This is a genomic window from Bifidobacterium erythrocebi, from assembly GCF_012932675.1.
GTDB classification, from domain to species: Bacteria; Actinomycetota; Actinomycetes; order Actinomycetales; family Bifidobacteriaceae; genus Bifidobacterium; species Bifidobacterium erythrocebi.
This window is the reverse complement of record NZ_JAAIIF010000005.1, coordinates 92,097-113,247: the sequence shown is the minus strand read 5'-3', so window position 1 is coordinate 113,247 and position 21,151 is coordinate 92,097. Positions and strand designations below refer to the sequence as shown.

Here is a 21,151-nt window from a genome sequence, read left to right as displayed (position 1 = left end):
CCCCGGTTCAGCCCGTAGTGTACGCCCGGCTTCTTATTCTGGAAGGCATGCTGAATGTCTCGATTATCATCCCTGCGTGGAATGAAGAGGAACGCATCGCTGATTGCCTGACCAACACCATCCGCCAAACCGTCTGCCCGCATGAGATTCTGGTGGTGGACAACCGCAGTACCGACAGCACCTGCACCGTCGTGGAGGAATTCATGACGCAGCACCCGGAGGCACCGATCCGACTGCTGCACCAGGACGAGGAACAGGGGCTGATCCCCACCAGGAACTATGGGCTCGATGCCGCCACCGGCGACGTGCTCGGACGCATCGACGCGGATTGCATGCTCAAACCCGATTGGGTGGAGGTCGTATCCGGCATCTTCACCGAAGACGACGAGGCCATGGGGGCGACCGGACCGGTGAGCTATTACGATATGCCCGCACGCAAGATCGCGCTGCGCGGCGACGACCACGTGCGACGCCACTCATACCGCGCCGACAACGGGCAGGTGCTGCTGTTCGGATCGAACATGGCGTTGCGCGCCACCGCATGGAAGCAGATCAGGAACGAGGTGTGCCGCGACAAATCCGACGTGATGCACGAGGACGTGGACGTATCGCTGCACCTGCTGGGCCGCGGATTGAAGACCGTGTATTCCAAGCGCATGGTGTGCGGCATTTCCGCACGGCGCATGTACACGTCGCCGAGCTCGTTCCACGCCTACATGAAGCGGTTCCGTAACACCTTCGAGGCACACCCGGAGCACTGGCGCACCCACAAGTCGGAGCACACGCTATACATCATGTACCCGTGGCTGCACGTGCTGTACCCCATGTACCAGAAACTGCTCGAAGTGCGCGATATCAACCCCGCCGAACGCATGTGGTTCAGCATGCAGTCCGAGCTTGAGGACAAGGACGACCTGCAGGATATGTGACCGCAGCACAGAAATACGCGCAGAAATACGCATAAGGCCGGGCCACGTGAACCATGTGATTCGCGTGGCCCGGCCTTATGTGTGTGGGGCGTTCAGCTGAAAACGTCTCAACGGCCTTATACGCGACTACGCGCGGCGGGCCGTAACGGCGTCGGCCAGTGTGTGCAGCAACTGCTCGGTACGATCCCACGGAATGCACGAATCGGTGACCGACTGGCCATACACCAGCTGATCGAGCGGAGCGGGCTTCTGATGGCCCGCCACCAGGAAGCTCTCCATCATCACGCCGAGAATGCCCTGCTCGCCCTCGGCCAAGCGGGCCGCGATCTCCTCGACCACCTCAGCCTCACGCACCTCGTCCTTGCCGCAATTGCCATGCGCGGCATCAATGACCAATCCATGCTCGCTCGGACCGGAAGCCTTCGACCTGCGCAGCGCATCCAGCGCCTTCCTGACCGACTCGGCGTCATAGTTCGGACCGCTCGACGAACCACGCAACACCAGATGGCAATCCGGATTGCCTTTCGTCTCCGCGGAAATCACACGGCCATCCAGATTGATGGACAGGAAATGATGCTCGAATGCCGCCGCATAACAAGAATCCGCGGCGGCCTTGATGGAACCGTCGGTCGAGTTCTTGAAACCGACCGGCATCGACAGGCCGCTGGCCAGCTCACGATGCACCTGGCTCTCCGTATTGCGCGCGCCGATGGCACCCCAGCTGATGGCATCGCAGATATACTGCGGGGTGATCGGATCAAGCCACTCGGTAGCGATCGGCAGACCGAGCGACAGCACGTCGGTCAGCACCTTACGCGCCTCCCACATGCCCTTGCGGATATTGAACTGGCCATCAAGATCAGGATCGTTGATCAGGCCCTTCCAGCCGATAGTGGTACGAGGCTTCTCGAAATACACGCGCATCACGATCAGCAGACGATCGTTCAGCTCACGCTGCACCGCGGCAAGCCTCTCGGCATACTCATGCGCGGCCTTGGGATCATGAATCGAACACGGGCCCACAATGACCAGCAGACGATCGTCCCTGCCACGCAGCACATCACGAATCTCCTGACGCGACCGCCGCACCAACTCGCACATCTCCTCGGTGAGCGGAAGCTCACGCAGGAACGCACGAGGCGCGGGAATCGGGTCAAGCTGGCGGATATTGACATCCACCGTCTCGGGAAAGACGGCCTGCTCCCCCAAACGACGCTCATCTTCGGAACTATCCGGACCGCGTAACGCTGCCATGCCGACTCTCCTTCCTCTCAATGCCTTACAGTGACTGCAATACCGACAATACAGGTTGAACGGTGCGACACATGCGCACCGAATTCACCACAATAGTTCATCGGCCACGCAATATACAACGGTCGACCGTCTACCGGAACGGATAGGGCGGATTCAGGCGGATGGAGCAACAGGAACGGCCCGCCTGCGGAAGGGCAGACGGCCCGGTTGATGGGACGCTTGAAGTGCGAACGCATGCGTCGAGTCAATGCGGTGTAGCAGGTGCTTGGCTTATACCCACCGGAGCTCGGCTACTGCCAGGCGTACGCGAGCGCGCGTGTCTGATCGTCCCTTTAAAAAGACGACATCACAGGTATTTGCCCCATGCCCACCGGAGCTCGGCTACCGCCTCGCTCCGGCGCGCTCGCGCGACGCCCCACTGGGGCGTCGCCTACGCGAGCGCGCCCATCGGATCCCATGCGGGCAGGGAGATGGCGGGCTCGTCCAGGGCGGCCTGGTATTCGGCCGGCAGAAGCGCCTTCGGCACGGCCACCTCATACACGTATTCGGTGAACCAGTCGTCGCTCATCGTGAAGTAACCCTTGTCCGCGATCTTGGTGCCCCAGGAGTTCTCCACACGCCAGCGGCGGGTGGAACCGTCCTCGGCCACGTCCACACCGGCGAAGGCCATGGCATGGTTCATGGCGGAATCGGCGAAGCGCACGCGCTCCTCCTTATCCAGGTCGAAGTCGAAGTCGTACAGCTTGCCGTACTCGAACAGATCCGTGGCCCACGCACCGTTCTCACGATCCATGAACGGATGGCAGTCGGCGCCGAACCACACCGGAATGCCCTCCTCGACCAGGATCTTCTTCACACAGTCCTTCATGAACTGGTTCGGCACGTTCAGGTACTCGGTGGCGTCGCCGCCGGCCACATTGCCCAGATGCTCGATGGCGATCTTCTTGCCCTTCGGATGTTCGGAACGCGGATCGTCCACCAGGCACACATAGCTTTCCAGATCGGCGGAACCCACGTACTTCTTCCAGAACTCCTGCGGGGTGATCTCGCCGTCGCGGTGGAACACGCCGTCCTTGTCGGTCCACTCCCAATCGAAGGAGACCGGCGGCTCGCCCAGGTGGATGGTGAGGATGCGATGGCCCGCCGCAGTGGCGTCGGCGATGATCCGCTCCACATCGGCGTCCTTGGCGTACATGCGTGCCACGGCGGTGTGCAGCATATGACGCAGCTGCGTGTTCATCTCGCCGGTGTTCTTGGAGGACTCGGTCTCCGGGAACAGGTCCTTGGGCACGGCACCGTACTTCTTGTAGACGTTCATGGCCATGGTCCACTGGCCGCCGTCACCCATCACATCCTGCAGCAGGTGCTGCATCAGGCGGGAATCGGCGGGCTCGCCGGCGGCGATCAGCGCGGCCACGTCCTTCAGGAAGTAGTTGATGCGTTCCAGCTTGTCGTAGTACATGGCGTAGTTCTGGGAGAACTCGAATTCCTTGAGTCCCAGGTTCTTCTTGGCCACGAAACGCGCGACGTTCAGCGAGCTGAACAACCAGCAGCGGCCGGAACGGTCCTGATGGGTGGCGTCGCCATTGTCGATGACGGTGGAGAACCTGCGCTGCATCAGGCGGGCGCGGTCGTAGTTGCGGGCCACCTTATCCACCCCGGCCGCGGTGACGGCGTTCATCGCCATACGATTGACGGCGCTCGACTCGAATCCATCACGCAGTCCCTCAAGGGCCTCGGCGCTCAACGGTGTGATCTGTGCCATATGAATGCTCCTTTACTCAAAACATCGCGGCACCCGGCCGTCGGGATCTCCCAGGCCGGATGCCGCAGAATCGCACATGGTGCTGTGCTGCCCAGCCTACCATCATCGTTCCCGATCACGCCGTCACGACAGCAAACGGCACGAATGCGGCAAGCCACGGGCTCATAGACATGAATAGGGTGCCGGCCGAACCCCCACAGGATTCGGCCGGCACCCTATTCATCAACGAATGTCACTCCTGACTCTCGCCGTTCGCTTCCGGCTGATCGCCCGCTTCGGCGGCTTCGCCACCGGCATTGGCAGTATCGGCGGGCACTTCGCCCTCGGCCTGTGCCGGCTCTTCCGACTGCTCCGCAGCGGCGGGGGCGGCAGGCGCCTGTGCTGCGGGACCATTCGGGTCGTCGGCGAGGAACCCAGCGAATGCGTTGGAGAACATGGAACGAAGCTCGCCCACACGCTGCGTGATCTGGGCCTCGCGCTGCTGCAGGTTGCTGATGCGCTCCTTGAGGTCGCTGATCTCCTCCTGGGCGGCCTTGCGGCGTTCGTCGATCTGGCGCTCGACCTCGTCCTGCGCGTTCTTCAGCATCACATCGACCTTGGCGTCGGTGTCGGTACGCTTGCGGGTGGCGTACTCGTCGGCTTCCTGGCGTGCGGTCTTGGCCTGGCTGATCAGCTCGTCGGCTTCCTTCTTGGCCGCGGTACGACGCTGTTCCAGGCTTTCCAGCAGTTCGCTCACCTTCTTGGTGGCTTCCTCCTGCTGGGCGGCGATATCGCTGCGGATCTGTTCGACTTCGGCGCTGACCTGGCTCATGGTCTTGGTGCGGTGCACTTCGGCCTCGTCGGTGATCTCCTGGGCCTTCGTGTTCGCCGCGTCGGTGATCTCGGCGGCCTTGCGCTGCGCGTCGGTGGTCATCTTGGCCACCTGCTCGCGCACGTCGGCGAGCTTCTTGTTCGCCTCGGCGAGGGCGGCCTCGATCTGATCGTTGGCCTCGTTCTTCAGACGGGTCAGTTCCTCGTTGGTGTTCTTGCGCTGGGCGGCGATCTGCTGAACGGCGTCGGCCTTCATCTCCGCGATCTCGCGTTCCTGGGTGGAGCGCTCGGATGCCAGCTTCTTGGTCTGTTCCTCACGGGCGTTGCGCAGTTCGATCTCGACGGTCTGGCGCTGCTCGGTGACGTTCTTCGTGGTTTCGGAACGCAGATGCTCCGCGTCCTCCTTGGCGGAACGGGTGGTGCTTTCGGCGTCGTTGTTGGCGCGGGTCAGGATGCTGTCCGCCTTGGCCTTGGCATCGTCGACGATGCGCTTGGCGTCGAGCTTGGCGTTGTTGATCAGGGTCTGTGCCTGCACCTGCGCGGCGGAACGGGTGGAAGCCGCGTCGCTCTTGGCACGTTCGAGCAGTTCGGCGCTCGTCTGCTCCGCGGACGACAGCATCTGCTGCGCGTTCGCACCCAGCGAGGAGAAGCTGCTGCCGGACTTGTCCTGACGGGACTTCTCCTGCTCAAGTTGCGCCTGCAGCTGAAGGATCATGTCGTCATTGGAGGCGATCTGCTCGCGCATGTCGGCCAACGTCTTCTGCGCCTGCGCGAAGGCCGCGTCCACCCTGTCCTTGTCGTATCCCCTCAATACAACCGGGAACTGTTCCATTCTCTGTTCCTTTCGCCGAAATTCCGTCGTGGCACATAATCCTACTCGACTTATCCACGTAAAACACTACTGCATATGCGGCCGTGAATCGGCGAGCGTCTTGGAACTTTTCACACAGCCTCGACCGCCCGGCAGGCGAAGCGATACGCAGGCGGGATTTCAGGCGATGAGAATGCCCTCGCTGGAAGGGCGCATGTAGTATTCCACGCTTTTGCGCACCACGTCGGCGCAGGCCTGCACCAGCTGTTCCAACGGAAGGCCGCGCTGCGGGTGCGGATCCTCGTTCACCATCGGCAGACTCACGAACCCGGCCAGCACCTTCTCCTGCGAGGAGGCCCAGTTCAGCAGGTTGTAGAACAGGGAGTTGCATACGAACGTGCCCGCGTCGGAGCTCAATGTGGCGGGGATGGAATCATGGGTGAAATCGCCCAGGATCGCGCGCAGCGGCAGGCGGGTCCAATAGGCCGCGGGGCCGTTCGGGTCGATGGGCGCGAGACGCGGCGTGGTGTTGTCGATGTCCGGCTTGCTGGAATCCATGATGTTCGTGGCGCACCGTTCCAGCAGTATGCCACGGGCCGCGCGCTTGAGTCCGGTGGCGATGACGATGTCCGGCTTCGCCGTTTCGATGGTCTGGTTCAGCAGCGGCCATGCCTTGGAGAAGCTCACCGGAAGGCTTACCGTGCTGATGGTCAGCTCCACACCGTCGAGTCCGCCGACGCCCCGCTGCGCGAGAAGCTTCGGCACCTCGTAGGAGGGATTGACCTCGATGCCGTCGTAATGGTCGAAACCGGAAATCACCACGCTGAACTGCTGCATACGCCCAGTCTACCGTTCCTCAGCGGCCCACGGCCTCGCGCAGGATGGCGTGCATCCGGGCGCGCGCCTCCTCTTTGGTGAGCTGATGCGTGACGCTTGCGGCGATGCGTTCCGCGGTCGGCAGGTCGGCCATGGTGGTGACCTTCAGATTCGTCTCGCTGCCGGACACGATGGCGACCGACTCGTCGGGCAGGTAGTCCACCACCACACGGGTGTCGTCGGTCGGGTGGAAATCAGGGTCGCCGGCGGCCAGCTCGTAGGCGTGGTTGATGGTTCCGAAGCGGAAGGACTGCGGGGTCTGCGCACGGAAGGTGTCGGCACGGTCGGGCACCGATCCGATCACCTTGCGGTCGCCGGCGTCATGCGTCAGCAGAATGGTGTCGGTCGAGGCGAACGCGACGGTCGCCGCGTTGAACTCGTCCAACGTGTCGATCGAATCGTCGATCGACTCCTGCGAGACGAACGGACGCACCGCGTCGTGGATGAGGATCTTCGCGTTCTCGGGAATGCCGGCCTGCTTGAGTATGCTCAGCGCGGCCATGGTGCTGTCCGCGCGCTCGGCGCCGCCGTCGATCACCATGCGCACCTTCTCGTAGCGGGCCTCGTCGATCAGTTCCTCGACCGCGCCGCGCACCTTGGGGTTCACCACCACCACGATGTCGCTGACACGGCTGTTGTGCTCGAAGGCCTCGATGCTCCAGCACACGATGGGCTTGTCCGCGATGCACACCAGCTGCTTGGGGTTGTCAGGGTCGAAACGGGTGCCGAAACCGGCGGCAAGCACCACCGCCACCACAGGCGCGGTCTGCCTTTTCTTCTCTTCTTCTTGCATAGTCCTCCACCGTATGCCGTGCCATGCCGTGCCCATGGCCGCGATCAGCTGTTCTGCACGGAATCTTCGTCCGTCGCCGGAATGCGCCCGGCAACGCCGTTCCAACGCCTACTGGCGCTGGATCAGCGCGAGCATGCGGCCCTCGTGGGTCTTGCCGGCGAGCGCGGCGCGACGATGCGAGTACCACAGCGGGTTCTCCACCGTGCACATGCTGCGATGGATCGCGTTGATACGTTCGTCAAGGCTTGCCGGTCCTTCGCCGTCCGTGGCGCACAGCTCCGCCAGTTCGGCGTCCTCGCTCAGATACTGCGTGGCAGCGTTGACGCGCGGGCGCGATTCGATGATGTTGTCGGTCACCACACCCGCCTTGGACAGTTCGCTCAGTGCCGCGGCCACGATGTTGATGCCGGTGCCGCCGAATCGGGTCAGGGAGAAGCTGCCGGGGAACTGCGCGTCGAATGCGTCGGCGATCTCGTCGCCGGTCTCATAGCAGTCGCCGCAGATGCGCGGTCCGAGCGTGGCCACGATGCGTTCCGGCACGGCACCCTTCGTCTTCATCAGGTCCACAGCCGAACCGATCACGCCCTGCTGCAATCCCTTGCGCCCGCAATGCGCGACGCCGATCACGCCGGCCTGCGGGTCGGCGAGCAACACCGGAAGGCAGTCGGCTGCGAACACGCCCAATGCCACGCCCTTGCGCGAGGTCACCTGCGCGTCGGCCTCGATCACGGTCACGCCCGCCTGGGCATGGCCTTCGTCGTCCTGGGTGCCGGAGAAGTCGTAGCCGAACAGGGCGTTCCTGCCGAACACCTCGTCCATATCCACGGCCTTGCCCGAGTGCACCTGCGAGATGATGCTCAGCGGGGCTCCCACGGCTTCCGACAACGCGATGCGGTTCGACAGCACGGCTTCGGCGCTATCGCCGCCCTTGCCGCCGAGGTTGCAGTTGCCCCACTCCCCCGCGCTCAGGCCGCCGAGCCTCGTGGTGTAGGTGACGGTGATGCCCTGTGCGAGGATAATGGGGATGGTGACCGGAATCGGGCGTCCGGCCTTGTCCGTGGAGCTGATGGAGGATGAATCGAGGATCGCGTCGTCGTATTCGGTCATGGTGTGTTCCTTGGTTGGTGTGACGATTGGTGTGACGGTTGGTGGGACAGCCGGATCATTCGGCTTTCAGCGTGGCGTGCTTGGTGCGCGAACGGATGGCGGTGTTGGCCGGCACTTCGTACGGGCATGGGATCGAGAACACGTGCGCGGGGTTGTTGATGGCGGCCACCGGATTGCCGTCCGCATCATGCAGGCCGGAATCGGGGACGGTGTATGCCAGCGGCGGCTTGCCGGCAATCAGGAATTCGACTTCCTGACCGGGTTCGATCTTGTTGCGGCTCATGATGGTGAGTCTGCCGCCCTCGTCCGGCGACCACGACAGCGCCTCGCCGACCACCAGCCAGGAACGGAAGTAGCCTGCGCGGTCGGTGCGCTGCGTGACCTTCTGCTCCGAGTAGTAGAAGCCGGTGGAATAGTCGCGGTGGGCCACCTTGTAGGGCTCTTCCTTCAGCCAGTCCGGCAGCTCGACGTGTTCGGCCGGACGCACCGCGGCATGATGCCATCCTTCCGGCAGAATCTCCACGGCGGTGTTCGACTTGCGGCGCGTGCTGCGCGCATGGTAGCTCAGTCCGGCGTCGTCGGCGTTGCCGATGTTCCCGGTGCGCACCACGTTGACCTGCGGCGCGGCCTGGCCGTCCTCGGCGTCGGGCACGCCGGCGAAGGCCTTGTCCGCATTGCGTTCGATGGCGTCCGGTGCCATGGCGTCGAAGTCCGGGTCGCCGGGGCGGATCACCCTGTCGCGGAAGGGCTTGAGCTCGTTGCCATCGACGTCCTCGAAGCCGCGTTCGACCATGTACTGGTTCACCGCGGTCTTGTAGGCGTTGGTCATCGCGGCGATGTAGTACGCGCTTTTGGAGCGCCCCTCGATCTTCAGGCTGGTCGCACCCGAATCGATCAGATCGTCGATATGCTCCAGCATGTTCATGTCCTGCGAGTTGAACAGGTAGGCGCCGTTCTCGGTCTGTTCGATGGGGAAATACTGGCCGGGGCGCTTTTCCTCCACGATCGAGTACTTCCAACGGCACGGCTGCGCGCATTCGCCATGATTGCCGTCACGGCCCGTCAGGTAGTTGGAGAACAGGCAACGGCCGGAGAACGCCATGCACATGGCACCGTGCACGAAGCATTCGATGTCCATGTCTTCCGGGATGCGGGCGCGGATGTCGCGCACGGCCTGCAGATCCATTTCGCGGGCGAGCACCACGCGCTTGGCACCCAGCTCGTAGAAGGCACGGGCGGCACCGTAGTTGGTGATGCCCGCCTGCGTGCTCACATGCAGTTCGAGTTCGGGTGCGACCTCACGCGCGGTCATCATCACGCCGAAATCGCTGACGATCAGCGCGTCCACGCCGGTGTCCTTCAGCTGGCCGAGATATTCGCGAATCGCCTCGACCTCGCTGTTGCGCGGCAGCACGTTGCATGTCACGTACACGCGTGCACCGCGCTCATGCGCATAGCGCGCGCCCTCCTCGAAATCCTCCAGGCTCAGGTTCTTCGGCGCGCTGCGCATGCCGAAGGCCTTGCCGCCGCAGTACACGGCATCCGCACCGTAGTCGACCGCGGTCTTGAGACCTCTCAGATTGCCCGCCGGGGCCAGTACTTCAGGCTTGTTTCTTGTTTGCACGGATATCCCTCTTACTCGTAAAAGACCATCTGACATTCTCGTAGATTCACGGGACAGCCACTCATCCGAACTCATGCACGATGGAAGAGAGCACATGCACGGCGTCTGCGAATTCCTCGGGAGTGACGTAGGAATAGCTCAAACGCAGCGAGTTGTCGGCGGCGAAATCATAGATGTCCCCAGGATTGAGCAGCACCCCTCGTTCTACCGCCAGCTGGAACAGACGCCCCATGCGCACCGGGCGATCGAACGTCAGCCAGATGTAGAATCCTCCCCGCGGCACGTTCCAATGGGCGCAGTCCCCCAGTTCCCGCTGCAACACACGAACAGCCAGATCTCTTCTCCGGCGCAGTTCGGCGTTCAGATCGACCACATACCTGTCGTACATGCCGTTGTCCAGAAAACGCGCGAACACCCACTGGCTTAATACACTCGCCCCATAGTCCATCTGCATCTTCACATCCGCCAACCGCTGCACGATCGGTTCCGCGGCCACTATCCAGCCGATGCGCAACCCGGGAGCAAGGGCCTTGGAAGCGCTGCCGAGCGTAATCACCATGCCCGTCTCATCGAGCGCCTTGAGCGCAAGCGGCCGTTCGCCCTCGAAATAGAGATCGCGATAGGCGCAGTCCTCGATGATCGGCAGTCGATTGGCCACACTCAGCTCGATGAGTTCGCGACGGCGAGCGGTGCTCATGGTGATGCCCGTCGGATTATGGTTGGTCGGAATCGTATAGAGGATCGCACGTTTCACGCCCTGGCGGGCGGCCGACAGCTCCTCGCCATGCATTCCGCTCTGTCGTTGTGCCAGCATGCCCCGCAGCCGCCGCACGTCGATGCCTTCGCCGTCCATCGGCACGCCATTCACATGCATGCCGGCCGATTGGAAGACCTGCAATGATTTGATGTAGCTCGGAGCCTCCGCATACACCGTGGTATCGGCCGGCAGCAGACTCACCGAAATGAGCTGAAGCGCCTGCAACGCCCCGGAAGTGACCAGTATCTGTTCCGGAGTGCAGTCAATGCCGGCGGCGCACATGTGCCGGGCGATCGCCTCACGCAACTGCGGCATGCCGGCCGGCGGCGGGTAGCCGAGCGAACCGATTTCGACGGCGCAGCTGCCAAGCACCTGTTTCCACATGGCTTTGGGGAACAGTCTTGGATCGAGTTCCCCGGTGCCGATGCGCGTAATGCCCGGTTCGAATTCATAGCGGTTGATGGCCTGAATGGTGGCATTGTTGGCCTTGAAGAATCCGGAATCGACATAATCGGCCCAATCGGGGTCACCGGGCAGCATCAGCGACCAGGTGTTGCTCACGATTCTGGTGCCGGCACCGCGCCGTCCCTCCACAATGCCGTAATCGGACAGTTCGGCGATGGCCGCGATGATGGTGGACCGATTCACTCCGAACCATTCCGCCAACGCCCGCTGCGACGGCAAGCGCGAGCCGATCGGCCAGTTGCCGCTCGCAACCTGTTCGCACATATAGTCGACGATCTGTTCCGTGATCGTCGCCTTGGACCCCTTATTCGGTTTCCAGTCGATGTTCAGCGGTGCGATGCGTGCCATGTTTTCCCCTGCGGTTGCGGATTCGTGTGTATTCGATGATTGCGTTTGGCTGGCCACTATGCATTTTGGCTGGTTGCTTACCAAAGCGATATTTATAGGATAAAGCATTGAGTGGTCGATTTTCCGCAAAATCATTTGTTTTATCAGCCATTCACCGTTCAACAGACAACCATGTTTGGCTGGTTTGCTCTAGCCAACCAAATTCGATAAAAGGAATCGAGCACCAGTATGGGAGCGTTTGCACAGGGACTCACGTTGGGGTTGGCGTACGTCGCGCCGATCGGCATGCAGAATCTGTTCGTCATCGACACGGCATTGACCAAGCCACGTCGACGCGCGATGCTGACCGCATTCATCGTGCTGTGCTTCGACATCTCGCTATCGCTGGCATGCTTCTTCGGCATCGGCAAGCTGATGCAGGACTACGAATGGATGCGCCTGGTTGTGCTTGCCCTGGGAGGCGCGGTGGTCATCTGCATCGGCGCAGGACTGCTGTTCTCGCATGACACAACGGCGAACGATCACGACAGCGGCCAGCAACCGCAGGCCGTGACGAAGCGACCATTCCAATCGCAAGGCACCGCGGTACCTTCCACCCGGCAAACGCGCGGCGGCGAACTATTGCACACCATTCTCACCGCAGGCGTGGTGACCTGGTGCAATCCGCAGGCCATTATCGACGGCACGCTTATGCTCGGCGCCTTCAGCGTGACGCTCACCGCCTCCCAATCCACGCCATTCATCACCGGAGTGGGCACGGCATCGGCCCTATGGTTCACCGGTCTGACACTGCTGATCTCCGCCATCAGCCACAGATTCAACGCAAAGGCCATCACCGCGTTGAACCGCATCTGCGGCCTTGTGGTGATGGCCTATGGCATCAAGCTGCTCGTCGATTTCGCATGCGCGATCGTCTGAGCCGAGGTTTCGTCCTCGACCGATCAGCCGAGGAATGCAAGCTCCTCGGGGCTGAGCTCAAGCTCGTCCGCCTTGAGCGAGTCGAGGATAGTTTCGGGGTGGTGCGCGCCGGGAATCACGAACATGTGGTCGCCCTTGGCCAGCTCCCAGGCCAGCACCACGCGCTGGTAGCTAACGCCATGCTTGGCGGCCACCTCGCGGAACGGGTCGAACAGGTGCTCGTCGTACGGGTGGCGGTAACCGCCCAGCGGGCTCCAGCACACGAAGGCGAGACCTTCCTTGGCGCAGTATTCCAACGTATCCTGGGTCTCCAGGTGGATCGGGGAATACTGGTTCTGCACGGCCACGAGCTTGTCACCGAGGATCTCCTGCGCGATCTTGAGCTGTTCGATGCTCACGTTGGACACGCCCGCCCACTGCGCCACGCCTTGGTCGAGCAGCGCCTTGATGCCTTCGCACGACTCGTTGTACGGCACTTCCGGGTCATGGCGGTGCAGGTAAAGCAGATCGATCGAATCGACACCGAGCGCCTGCGCGGACTGCTTGCCGTATTCGATGAGATGCTCCGGCTTGCCGTCGCGCGGCCAGATCGGCTTGTCGCCATCCCATGCGCGGCGCAGACCCACCTTGGTGGCCACGGTGACCTCGTCACGCGGGCCCTTCCAAGTTTCCAGAGCCTCGCGCACCAGCTTCTCGCCGGTCTGCTCCTCCTCGCCGGGAGTGTAGTAGGCCCAAGCGGTGTCGATATGGCGGCAGCCGGCGTCCAGTGAAGCGTGCAGCGTTTCAATGCCGACATCATGCCCGCGGTTGTTCTCGATGGTCAACGGCATTTCGCCGTGGCCGATGGCGGTGGTGTGGAATGGTCCGAGATCACGGAACAGCGTCATGATTCTTCTCCTTGTATCGATGGTTGGCCGTTGGGCCGCTGAACCCCAGAATACTTCCCGCCCAAGGCAGAACGGGTGGTTTGCGTGGCACCAACCGCCGCACAAACCACCCGTTATATTGGAGCCGAATCAGCGAGCGCCTGACGAGCCGCCGCCGAATCCACCGCTCGAACCGCCGAACCCACCGCCGGAGAACGATCCGCCGGAACTGTGGAACCCGCCGCCGCTGCTGCTCGACGGAGCCGCGGCGCTCAGAGTATTACGCACCGACGCGAATCCGGCATCGAGCTGCGTGCCGATATCGAACGCACCGGACGACAGGCCGCCGAACCCACCGCCGAACGACGGGCCGGAGGAAGCCCCGTTATGCCAATGCACATGGCTGTAGTTCCAGTACCACAGCGAATTCGAACCGTTGGCGTCCAGCCACGCCTGGTCGCGCACCTGCGGATAGGCCTTGGCGAGTTCGCGCATCACGCGGTCGGAAATGCCGAACGCCGCCGCATACACCAGGTACCAGTCCCACATCTTCAGGTCGGCCGCGCCGCGATCGGAGAAATCGGAGAAGTCCTGCATGTAGTTCTTCAAGCCTATGCATTGACCGGCGTATTCCTGGCCCTGCGGCGTGATCGTCGTGCGCGCGCCCGCAAAATCGCAGAACATGCCGATCGCGAATATCGGCAGACCAATCAGGAATCCGAGAGCATAATTGCCGATGAAGAAGCCGGTCATGGCAATGACACAGCCGACGCACGCGGCGATGGTGCCCGGCAGCATGTACTGCCATGCCGATTGGGACGTGGCACCTAGCAGAGCGAATTCCGTATCGCAGGATCGTTCGAACCTCTCCAGCTGTTCATAGCCGGATTCCCAGTCCTTGCAAGCACTTTGCATCTGCTTGAGATCGAATACCGGGTACCCCACGCGAGCGGAAATGCCGATCAGCAGCTGCAGGCAGGTCCGTTCGGACGCGCTCAGCGGCAGCGAATCACGGTCATGCAGGGCCACGGGCAGAATCACGATGGTGCTGGTCTTGGACGAGACGCTGGCCTTGGCACCGTCCGAGGCGATCATATGCGAGAGCTGGACCGCATTGGCCTGACTCATGTCGATGCCCTTGTAGTTCGAGGCAGGACCGGGATAGATGGCGATGGCATGCTTGGCCGCCAAGGCCAACACGGTCGCCGTCATGGATCGTGACGATACCGTGCCCTTGCTTTCGTCGATGATGTCGATCATGCGGGCGGCGGATGCCGGCGACACCGAAGGCCTGTCGCGCCAGTATTCCAAGCCGCCACGATAGCTGGCGGCCTTGTTGGATCGCATCACGGCGATCACCGCCCATATGGCTGCACCCACGCCGATTATCAGCGAAAGGATCCATGCCACCACCCTGGTGATCGCCTTCTGGCGCTGGCTGTCGTACCATGCCTTCTCCTGCGCGGCCTCATCGGCCTGCAGGGCGTCGAGGTGGTTGCCGAGCTCCGTCCTCGCCACATTGGACGACACCTTGCTGTCGTAGGCGACCACCAGATCGAGGTACTGTTCGGATTTGAGGTCGTAGACGGCGAAGTTCAGCTCCCCCTGATCGCCACGGGAGGTTTCCGAAGTGTTCTTGGTGTGCAGCCACGCCCACGAGTTCTTGGCGTCGATGCCGCTTGGGAAGCGGACCGTACCCGTCACTTTCTGCGCGGGAATGGAGTTGGTGTCGCCGATGGGCTCCCATTGGAAGCTGGTGACGTCCTGGTACTGTGTGGCGGCGCCATGGAACGTCATCTGCACCTCGAATTTGAGGCTGTCGGCCTTGATGGTGTAGGGGATGTTCCAGCCGATCTCCACGTCCCGGGTGACATGGCTCGCGGAAATCCCGTCAAGGCCGTCCGTCTGCGGGTCGAAGAGCCTTGGGTTGTTGCTTCCGCCCGTTACATCGGCGATATACCAATGGTTCGCATATTTCGTATCCCAAGTGCCGGAGTCGACGCTGTTCGGGTTCTGCGGTTCGATCTGATGGTAGGTTTCGCCGGTGGTGACGTTCCTGACGCTGATATCGGTGATGTTGGTCAGCGCCTGGCTGTCGAGCTTGTACTGCCAGTACAGCTGGCGCCAATACTGGACATCCCCGTCGTCGTCCTCACGCCTGTCCAGCTTGTAATCCAAGCGTTGCACGACCTTCAGATCGCCGTTGTTCTGGATCGTCGCCTCGTAATCGAGGCTGCGATAGCTTGCCTCCGACCGTTCGCCGCCGAAGCCGTCGATCGCGGCGACCAGCACCACGGCCAGCGCGGAGACGATGGCGAAGGCCACCGCCCTGACGAATCTCTTCCTCATGACATTCTCTTCCCTTGCACGAGCAATTCCTCACGCCGCGGGCACGGATCCGCCCCGATTGCGGCGCATCGGCCGCTCCGAAACCCCATTATTCCGGAGCGGTTGCCGAACGGCGCAGGCACATGCCTCTTCCCTCGATGCGTATGTCTTTGCCGTTCGGTGCTTATGAATCAGAACCTGACCTGCGGCACCGCGCGATCGGATTCCGCGATCTGATAATGGTCGGCACGCTCGAAGTGGAACAGCGAGGCGACGATGTTGGTGGGTATGGTCTCGATCTTGGTGTTGTACTTCTGCACCACGTCGTTGTAGAACTGGCGGGCGTAGGCGAGCTTCTCCTCAAGCGCCTTGAGCTGGCCCTGAAGATCCATGAAGTTCTGGTTGGCCTGCAGCTGCGGGTACGCTTCGGCGGTGGCCTGCAGATTGAAGATGGCGCGGGACAGCGCGTTTTCGGCCTGGAAACGCTGGACCGGCGCGGCGTTCGGGTTGGCGGCGACCTGCACGGCGTTGGCACGTGCCTGGGTCACCTGGGTAAGCACCTCGGATTCATGACCGGCGTAGCCCTTGACGGTCTCCACGAGATTCGGGATGAGATCGGCGCGCTGCTTGAGCTGCACGTCGATCTGCGCCCATGCGTTCTTCACGCGGTTGCGCAATGCGACAAGACCGTTGTACACGCTGATCGCCCACAGTACGACCAGCACAATGACAACGATGACGATAATAAGGATGGCCATTGGCAAGTTCCTCCTTGCTGAATGTAGACAACGATTTCATTATCGCATATGTCTTGGTCATGCCTTGCGAAAAAGACGAGAATCCCTGCGTTTAGACATCCCTTGGAACGTCATGCGCGCCATGTCAATCGATGCACAACGAGCAGCGAATCATCGAATCGATGCACAACGTATTCGTACACCACGGCACCGTGGTCTCCCCCTAATAACGCATTGGGGCCACTCCATAACGGAGTGGCCCCAACATTCGGATTACCTATTTCTTAACGGCTCAGTCCTCGAACGCTGAGCCGTCAAGCGGAAAGCCCAGTGGGCTTTCCGTAGGCGAAGTGAGCAGCTTGCTGCGAAGGATCCGTGAGAAGACATCAGGTTCCGCAATTACGGACGGCCTTGCAGGCCGCAACCTGCTGGCTCGCCTGTCGGCTCGCACTGAGCCTAAAAACAGCTCTGCTGTTTTCTTAACGGCTCAGTCTTCGAACGGATCAAAGTCGCGGCGCACACGGCGGCGCGGACGCTCGGTGCGCTCTTCGCGCTCGGAGCGGTAATCATCGTAGTTGTCGTCGGTCGCGTAACGCGGGTTGCGGTCGGAACCACGGCGGCTGCCGCGGCCACGGCGCTCATCGCGGTCGTAATCGCGATCACGGTCGCGGTCATCATAGGAACGACGACGACGCGGACGATCCTCATAATCGCGATCGCGGTCATCACGGTCATCGTAGGAACGACGACGACGCGGACGATCCTCATAATCGCGATCGTTGTCGCGATCGTCGTGACGGCCACGGCGCGGGCGGTCGTCATAGTCGCGGTCATCGCGGGAACGGCGATCGTCACGACGGTCGTCATGGCGGTCATCGCGACGGTCGTCACGGCGATCGTCGCGGGAACGACGGCCGCCACGGCCGCCACGCTCGCCACGATCCTCACGGCCGCCACGGCCGGAGTTGGATTCCTGATCCTCGAATCCCGGAATGGCAAGGCTGATCTTGCCGCGATCGTCGACACCCTGCACGACGACCTCGACGGTATCGCCTTCCTGCAGCACGTCCTCGACCTGATCGATACGCTCGCCGTTGGCGAGGTTGCGGATCTGGGAGATGTGCAGCAGACCGTCGGTGCCCGGGGTCAGGTTCACGAAGGCACCGAACGACGTGGTCTTGACGACCTTGCCGTTGTAGGTCTCGCCGGCTTCCGGAACGTGCGGGTTGGCGATCTGGTCGATGATCTTCTTGGCCTTCTCGGCAGCCTCGCCACCCTCGGAGGAGATGTACACGGTACCGTCGTCCTCGATGGCGATCTCCGCGCCGGTGTCTTCCTGGATCTGGTTGATCATCTTGCCCTTCGGGCCGATGACCTCGCCGATCTTGTCCACCGGGACGGTGGTGGTGATGATGCGCGGAGCGAACTCGCTCATCTCGGCCGGGCCGTCGATGCACTCGTTGATGACCTCAAGGATGGTGGTACGGGCTTCCTTGGCCTGCTGCAGGGCGGCGGCCAGGATGTCGGCGGGAATGCCGTCCAGCTTGGTGTCGAGCTGCAGGGCAGTGATGAACTCGGAGGTGCCTGCGACCTTGAAGTCCATATCGCCGAAGGCATCTTCGGCACCCAGGATATCGGTCAGGGTCTTGTAGATGTGCTTGCCGTCCACATCGCCGGACACCAAGCCCATGGCGATGCCGGCGACCGGAGCCTTCAGCGGCACGCCTGCGGCGAGCAGCGACAGGGTGGATGCGCACACGGAACCCATGGAGGTGGAACCGTTGGAGCCGATGGCCTCGGAGACCTGACGGATGGCGTACGGGAACTCCTCACGGCTCGGCAGCACCGGCACCAGGGCCTTCTCGGCAAGGGCGCCATGGCCGATCTCGCGGCGCTTCGGGGAGCCGACGCGGCCGGTCTCACCGGTGGAGTACGGCGGCATCTCGTAGTTGTGCATGTAACGCTTGGACTGCGGGCCGGACAGGGAATCCAGCTGCTGCTCCATCTTGAGCATGTTCAGGGTGGTGACGCCCAGGATCTGGGTCTCGCCACGCTGGAACAGGGCGGAACCGTGCACGCGCGGCACGATGTCCACTTCGGCGGACAGGGTGCGGATATCGCGCAGGCCACGACCGTCGATGCGGTAGTCCTCGGTCAGGATGCGGCGGCGCACGATCTGGCGCTGCAGCTCCTTGAAGGCGTTGCCGATTTCCTTGTCCTTCTCGGCGTCGTCCATATCCTCGAACTCGTTGGCGAGGGTGGCTTTCACGCCTTCCTTGATCTCCTTGATGCGATCCTGGCGCGGCAGCTTCTCCGCGATGGTCAGGGCCTCATCGAGATCCTTGTGGGCGATCTCGTCGATGCGGGCGTACAGCTCGTCGGTGTACTCCGGGAAGAGCTGGAATTCCTTGGTCTTCTTGGCGGCCTTCTCCTTGAGCTCGTTCTGGGCCTCGCAGATGACCTTGATGAACGGCTTGGCGGCTTCCAGACCACCGGCGACGACTTCCTCGTCCGGCTTGGTCTGGCCTTCGTCGTAGATGAGGTGCCAGGCGTTCTTGCCTGCACCGGCCTCGATCATGGCGATGGCGACGTCGCCGTTCTCGATGACGCGGCCGGCGACCACGATCTCGAACACGGCGCGTTCACGCTGATCCCAAGTCGGGAACGCGACCCACTGGCCGTCGATGAGGGCCAGGCGCACGCCGGAGACCGGGCCTTCGAACGGCAGGCCGGAGATCATGGTGGATGCGGATGCCGCGTTCAGCGCGACCACATCGTAGGCATCCTGCGGGTTGACGGCGAGGATGGTCTCGACGACCTGGACCTCGTTGCGCAGGGTGTGCGGGAACAGCGGGCGCAGCGGGCGGTCGATGATACGGCAGGCGAGGATGGCCTCGGAGCTCGGACGGCCTTCGCGACGGAAGAAGGAGCCGGGGATCTTGCCGGCCGCATACATCTTCTCTTCGACGTCGACGGTCAGCGGGAAGAAGTCGTAGTTCTCCTTCGGGCTGGAACCGGCGGTGGTGGTGGACAGGATCATGGTGTCGTCGTCCAGGTAGGCGGCGACTGCGCCGTCAGCCTGCTGGGCAAGACGACCGGTTTCGAAGCGCAGCGTGCGCTTACCGAATGAACCGTTATCGATAACGGCCTCTGCGGCCTTGATTTCGGGACCCTCCATGGGGCTACTCCTTCGTGTTTTCCTAATTATTCCTTCAAACAGCCCTCTTCAGCTGGGCAAGCTCTTACATTCGCAATGTTCACAGCCCCTTGGCTGCGTTCCTCGTGTCAACCTCTTCAGTCGGGCTCGCTGTCTTGGCCTGAACCTCTGGCCTGATCCTCTGTAATGCCCTCGTTTATGTTGTTGCCGTTGGCAGCGTATGTAAAACGCCCGAACGCCATAAGGCGCTCGGGCGGAAGTCTTGAATTATCGACGCAGACCAAGCTTCTCGATCAGCGCACGGTAGCGGTTGATATCGGTGCGCTTGAGGTAATCGAGCAGGCTACGACGGGAGCCGATCATCATCTGCATGCCACGACGGGAGTGGTGATCGTGCTTGTGCTCCTTCAGGTGCTCGGTCAGATCGGCGATGCGCTTGGAGAGCAGGGCAACCTGGACCTCCGGGGAGCCGGTGTCACCCTCGTGGGTCGCGAATTCGTTGATGATCTGGGTCTTCTCTTCAGCCGTCAGTGCCACGGCGTCCTCCTTGTGGTCAATGTGTTGCGCGGTGCTCCGGGCCCAATGCACGAAGCGCTCTCTATCCGCGGGCGCTTTACGCCAATCAGGCAGTTTACCTGTAGCCCCTGACGAACGCAATAGCGTTGGCGCGGCAGCGACGTTCCGACTGCAGATATGCGAAAACCGGCCTTTCGGTCGGTTGTCGCTCCGGTATGAGCCGGATGGGCGGGGGTATGCCCCTCGGCTTTATGCAAATGGCCAACGGCCCCTGCCGGCAATTACGAACCGGCCTTCGGCCGGGCTCATTGCTACTCTCGCTCGCCTATCGGTTCGCTCGGGCAGGGGCCTGTCGGCAGTGCACTGCACTGCCGACCGCCATCGCGGCTAGATGATGCCGCGATCGGCCAACGGCCCCTGCCAATCGGGATACTCCCCTTCACGGGCGGATTCGATCGGCTGTTCCGGCTCCTGCTTGATCGGCAGGGTCTTCGGCTTGAACGGGAACTTCTCGGCACGCATCTTCTCGTATGCGGCGATGTCATCCTCATGCTGCAGCGTCAGGTCGATGTCGTCGTAGCCGTTCATCAGACGCCAGCGCACGTAATCGCCCACCTCGAACGGCAGGGTCACGTCGCCGCAGGTCACCGTGCGGTCCTCCAGACTCACGGTCATCTCGATGCCCGGCTCCTCTTCGAGCAGCTTCCACAGCAGCTCGACGGATTCCTGCGGCATGATCGCAGCCAGCACGCCGTTCTTGGCGGTGTTGCCGTAGAAGATGTCGGCGAAGCTCGGCGCGATGACCACGCGGAATCCGTAATCATGCAGCGCCCACACGGCATGCTCGCGGGAGGAACCGATGCCGAATTCGGGGCCGGCCACCAGAATCTGGCCCTTGGCGTATTCGGGCTTGTTCAGCACGAACTCCGGGTCGCGACGCCATGCGTAGAACAGCGCGTCGTCAAAGCCGGTCTTCGTGACGCGCTTGAGGAACACGGCCGGGATGATCTGGTCGGTATCGACGTTCGAACGGCGCAGCGGCACGCCGACGCCGGTAAGGGTAGTGAGTTTTTCCATTTCGAAAAGTCCT

Annotated in this window: 17 protein-coding genes; 2 read left to right on the top strand and 15 right to left on the bottom strand. The window is 62.2% G+C overall.

All coding sequences use genetic code 11. The features are described from left to right. Positions 1 to 47: 47 nt before the first annotated feature. Positions 48 to 929, top strand: coding sequence for a glycosyltransferase family 2 protein (locus G1C98_RS01560; RefSeq protein WP_169078601.1), 882 nt, complete (start codon positions 48 to 50; stop codon positions 927 to 929). A 126-nt stretch (positions 930 to 1,055) separates the two neighbouring features. Here the strand turns inward: G1C98_RS01560 and G1C98_RS01555 are convergent, their stop codons facing one another. The 9 genes from G1C98_RS01555 to G1C98_RS01515 all read right to left on the bottom strand — a co-directional run bounded on the left by G1C98_RS01555 (position 1,056) and on the right by G1C98_RS01515 (position 11,690). Continuing rightward, on the bottom strand, positions 1,056 to 2,183 hold the full coding sequence (locus G1C98_RS01555; protein WP_169078599.1) for a 3-deoxy-7-phosphoheptulonate synthase: 1,128 nt from the start codon (positions 2,181 to 2,183) through the stop codon (positions 1,056 to 1,058). 430 nt (positions 2,184 to 2,613) lie between these two features. Then, positions 2,614 to 3,948 carry a C1 family peptidase gene (locus G1C98_RS01550; protein WP_169078597.1) on the bottom strand — a complete coding sequence of 445 codons (1,335 nt, stop codon included), beginning with the start codon at positions 3,946 to 3,948 and terminating at the stop codon, positions 2,614 to 2,616. Between the two features lie 232 nt (positions 3,949 to 4,180). Further along, on the bottom strand, positions 4,181 to 5,590 hold the full coding sequence (locus tag G1C98_RS01545; RefSeq protein WP_240944875.1) for a cell division protein: 1,410 nt from the start codon (positions 5,588 to 5,590) through the stop codon (positions 4,181 to 4,183). A 159-nt stretch (positions 5,591 to 5,749) separates the two neighbouring features. Continuing rightward, positions 5,750 to 6,406 carry a pyroglutamyl-peptidase I gene (locus G1C98_RS01540; RefSeq protein ID WP_169078596.1) on the bottom strand — a complete coding sequence of 219 codons (657 nt, stop codon included), beginning with the start codon at positions 6,404 to 6,406 and terminating at the stop codon, positions 5,750 to 5,752. Positions 6,407 to 6,425: 19 nt separating this feature from the next. Further along, positions 6,426 to 7,238: an IspD/TarI family cytidylyltransferase gene (locus tag G1C98_RS01535; RefSeq protein WP_240944874.1), complete on the bottom strand. Its 813-nt coding sequence runs from the start codon at positions 7,236 to 7,238 to the stop codon at positions 6,426 to 6,428. Between the two features lie 108 nt (positions 7,239 to 7,346). Next, a complete protein-coding gene (locus G1C98_RS01530; protein WP_169078593.1) occupies positions 7,347 to 8,345 on the bottom strand; it encodes a purine nucleoside phosphorylase YfiH/LACC1 family protein in 999 nt (332 codons plus the stop codon). Between the two features lie 55 nt (positions 8,346 to 8,400). Next, positions 8,401 to 10,005: a peptidase U32 family protein gene (locus G1C98_RS01525; protein WP_205831828.1), complete on the bottom strand. Its 1,605-nt coding sequence runs from the start codon at positions 10,003 to 10,005 to the stop codon at positions 8,401 to 8,403. Positions 10,006 to 10,030: 25 nt separating this feature from the next. Further along, positions 10,031 to 11,539, bottom strand: coding sequence for an aminotransferase-like domain-containing protein (locus tag G1C98_RS01520; protein ID WP_169078589.1), 1,509 nt, complete (start codon positions 11,537 to 11,539; stop codon positions 10,031 to 10,033). Then, positions 11,496 to 11,690 carry a hypothetical protein gene (locus G1C98_RS01515; protein WP_169078587.1) on the bottom strand — a complete coding sequence of 65 codons (195 nt, stop codon included), beginning with the start codon at positions 11,688 to 11,690 and terminating at the stop codon, positions 11,496 to 11,498. Before G1C98_RS01515 ends, G1C98_RS01520 begins: the two co-directional genes overlap by 44 nt. 77 nt (positions 11,691 to 11,767) lie before the next feature. On the opposite strand from G1C98_RS01515, the gene G1C98_RS01510 reads away from it, so the two are divergent. Further along, entirely contained in the window at positions 11,768 to 12,457 is a 690-nt protein-coding gene (locus tag G1C98_RS01510; RefSeq protein ID WP_169078585.1) for a LysE/ArgO family amino acid transporter, read from the top strand. A 23-nt stretch (positions 12,458 to 12,480) separates the two neighbouring features. On the opposite strand, the gene G1C98_RS01505 is transcribed toward G1C98_RS01510, so the two are convergent. From G1C98_RS01505 to leuD, 6 genes are all read right to left on the bottom strand, one after another. Beyond that, on the bottom strand, positions 12,481 to 13,344 hold the full coding sequence (locus tag G1C98_RS01505) for an aldo/keto reductase (protein WP_169078583.1): 864 nt from the start codon (positions 13,342 to 13,344) through the stop codon (positions 12,481 to 12,483). Positions 13,345 to 13,473: 129 nt separating this feature from the next. Continuing rightward, entirely contained in the window at positions 13,474 to 15,672 is a 2,199-nt protein-coding gene (locus G1C98_RS01500; RefSeq protein WP_169078581.1) for a DUF2207 domain-containing protein, read from the bottom strand. Between the two features lie 170 nt (positions 15,673 to 15,842). Next, positions 15,843 to 16,409, bottom strand: a complete 567-nt coding sequence (locus G1C98_RS01495; protein WP_169078579.1) for a LemA family protein — start codon at positions 16,407 to 16,409, stop codon at positions 15,843 to 15,845. Between the two features lie 466 nt (positions 16,410 to 16,875). Beyond that, a complete protein-coding gene (locus tag G1C98_RS01490) occupies positions 16,876 to 19,566 on the bottom strand; it encodes a polyribonucleotide nucleotidyltransferase (RefSeq protein ID WP_169078577.1) in 2,691 nt (896 codons plus the stop codon). A 246-nt stretch (positions 19,567 to 19,812) separates the two neighbouring features. Then, positions 19,813 to 20,082 carry a 30S ribosomal protein S15 gene (rpsO, locus tag G1C98_RS01485; RefSeq protein WP_003827663.1) on the bottom strand — a complete coding sequence of 90 codons (270 nt, stop codon included), beginning with the start codon at positions 20,080 to 20,082 and terminating at the stop codon, positions 19,813 to 19,815. 366 nt (positions 20,083 to 20,448) lie between these two features. Further along, a complete protein-coding gene (leuD, locus tag G1C98_RS01480; RefSeq protein ID WP_169078575.1) occupies positions 20,449 to 21,138 on the bottom strand; it encodes a 3-isopropylmalate dehydratase small subunit in 690 nt (229 codons plus the stop codon). Positions 21,139 to 21,151: the final 13 nt, after the last annotated feature.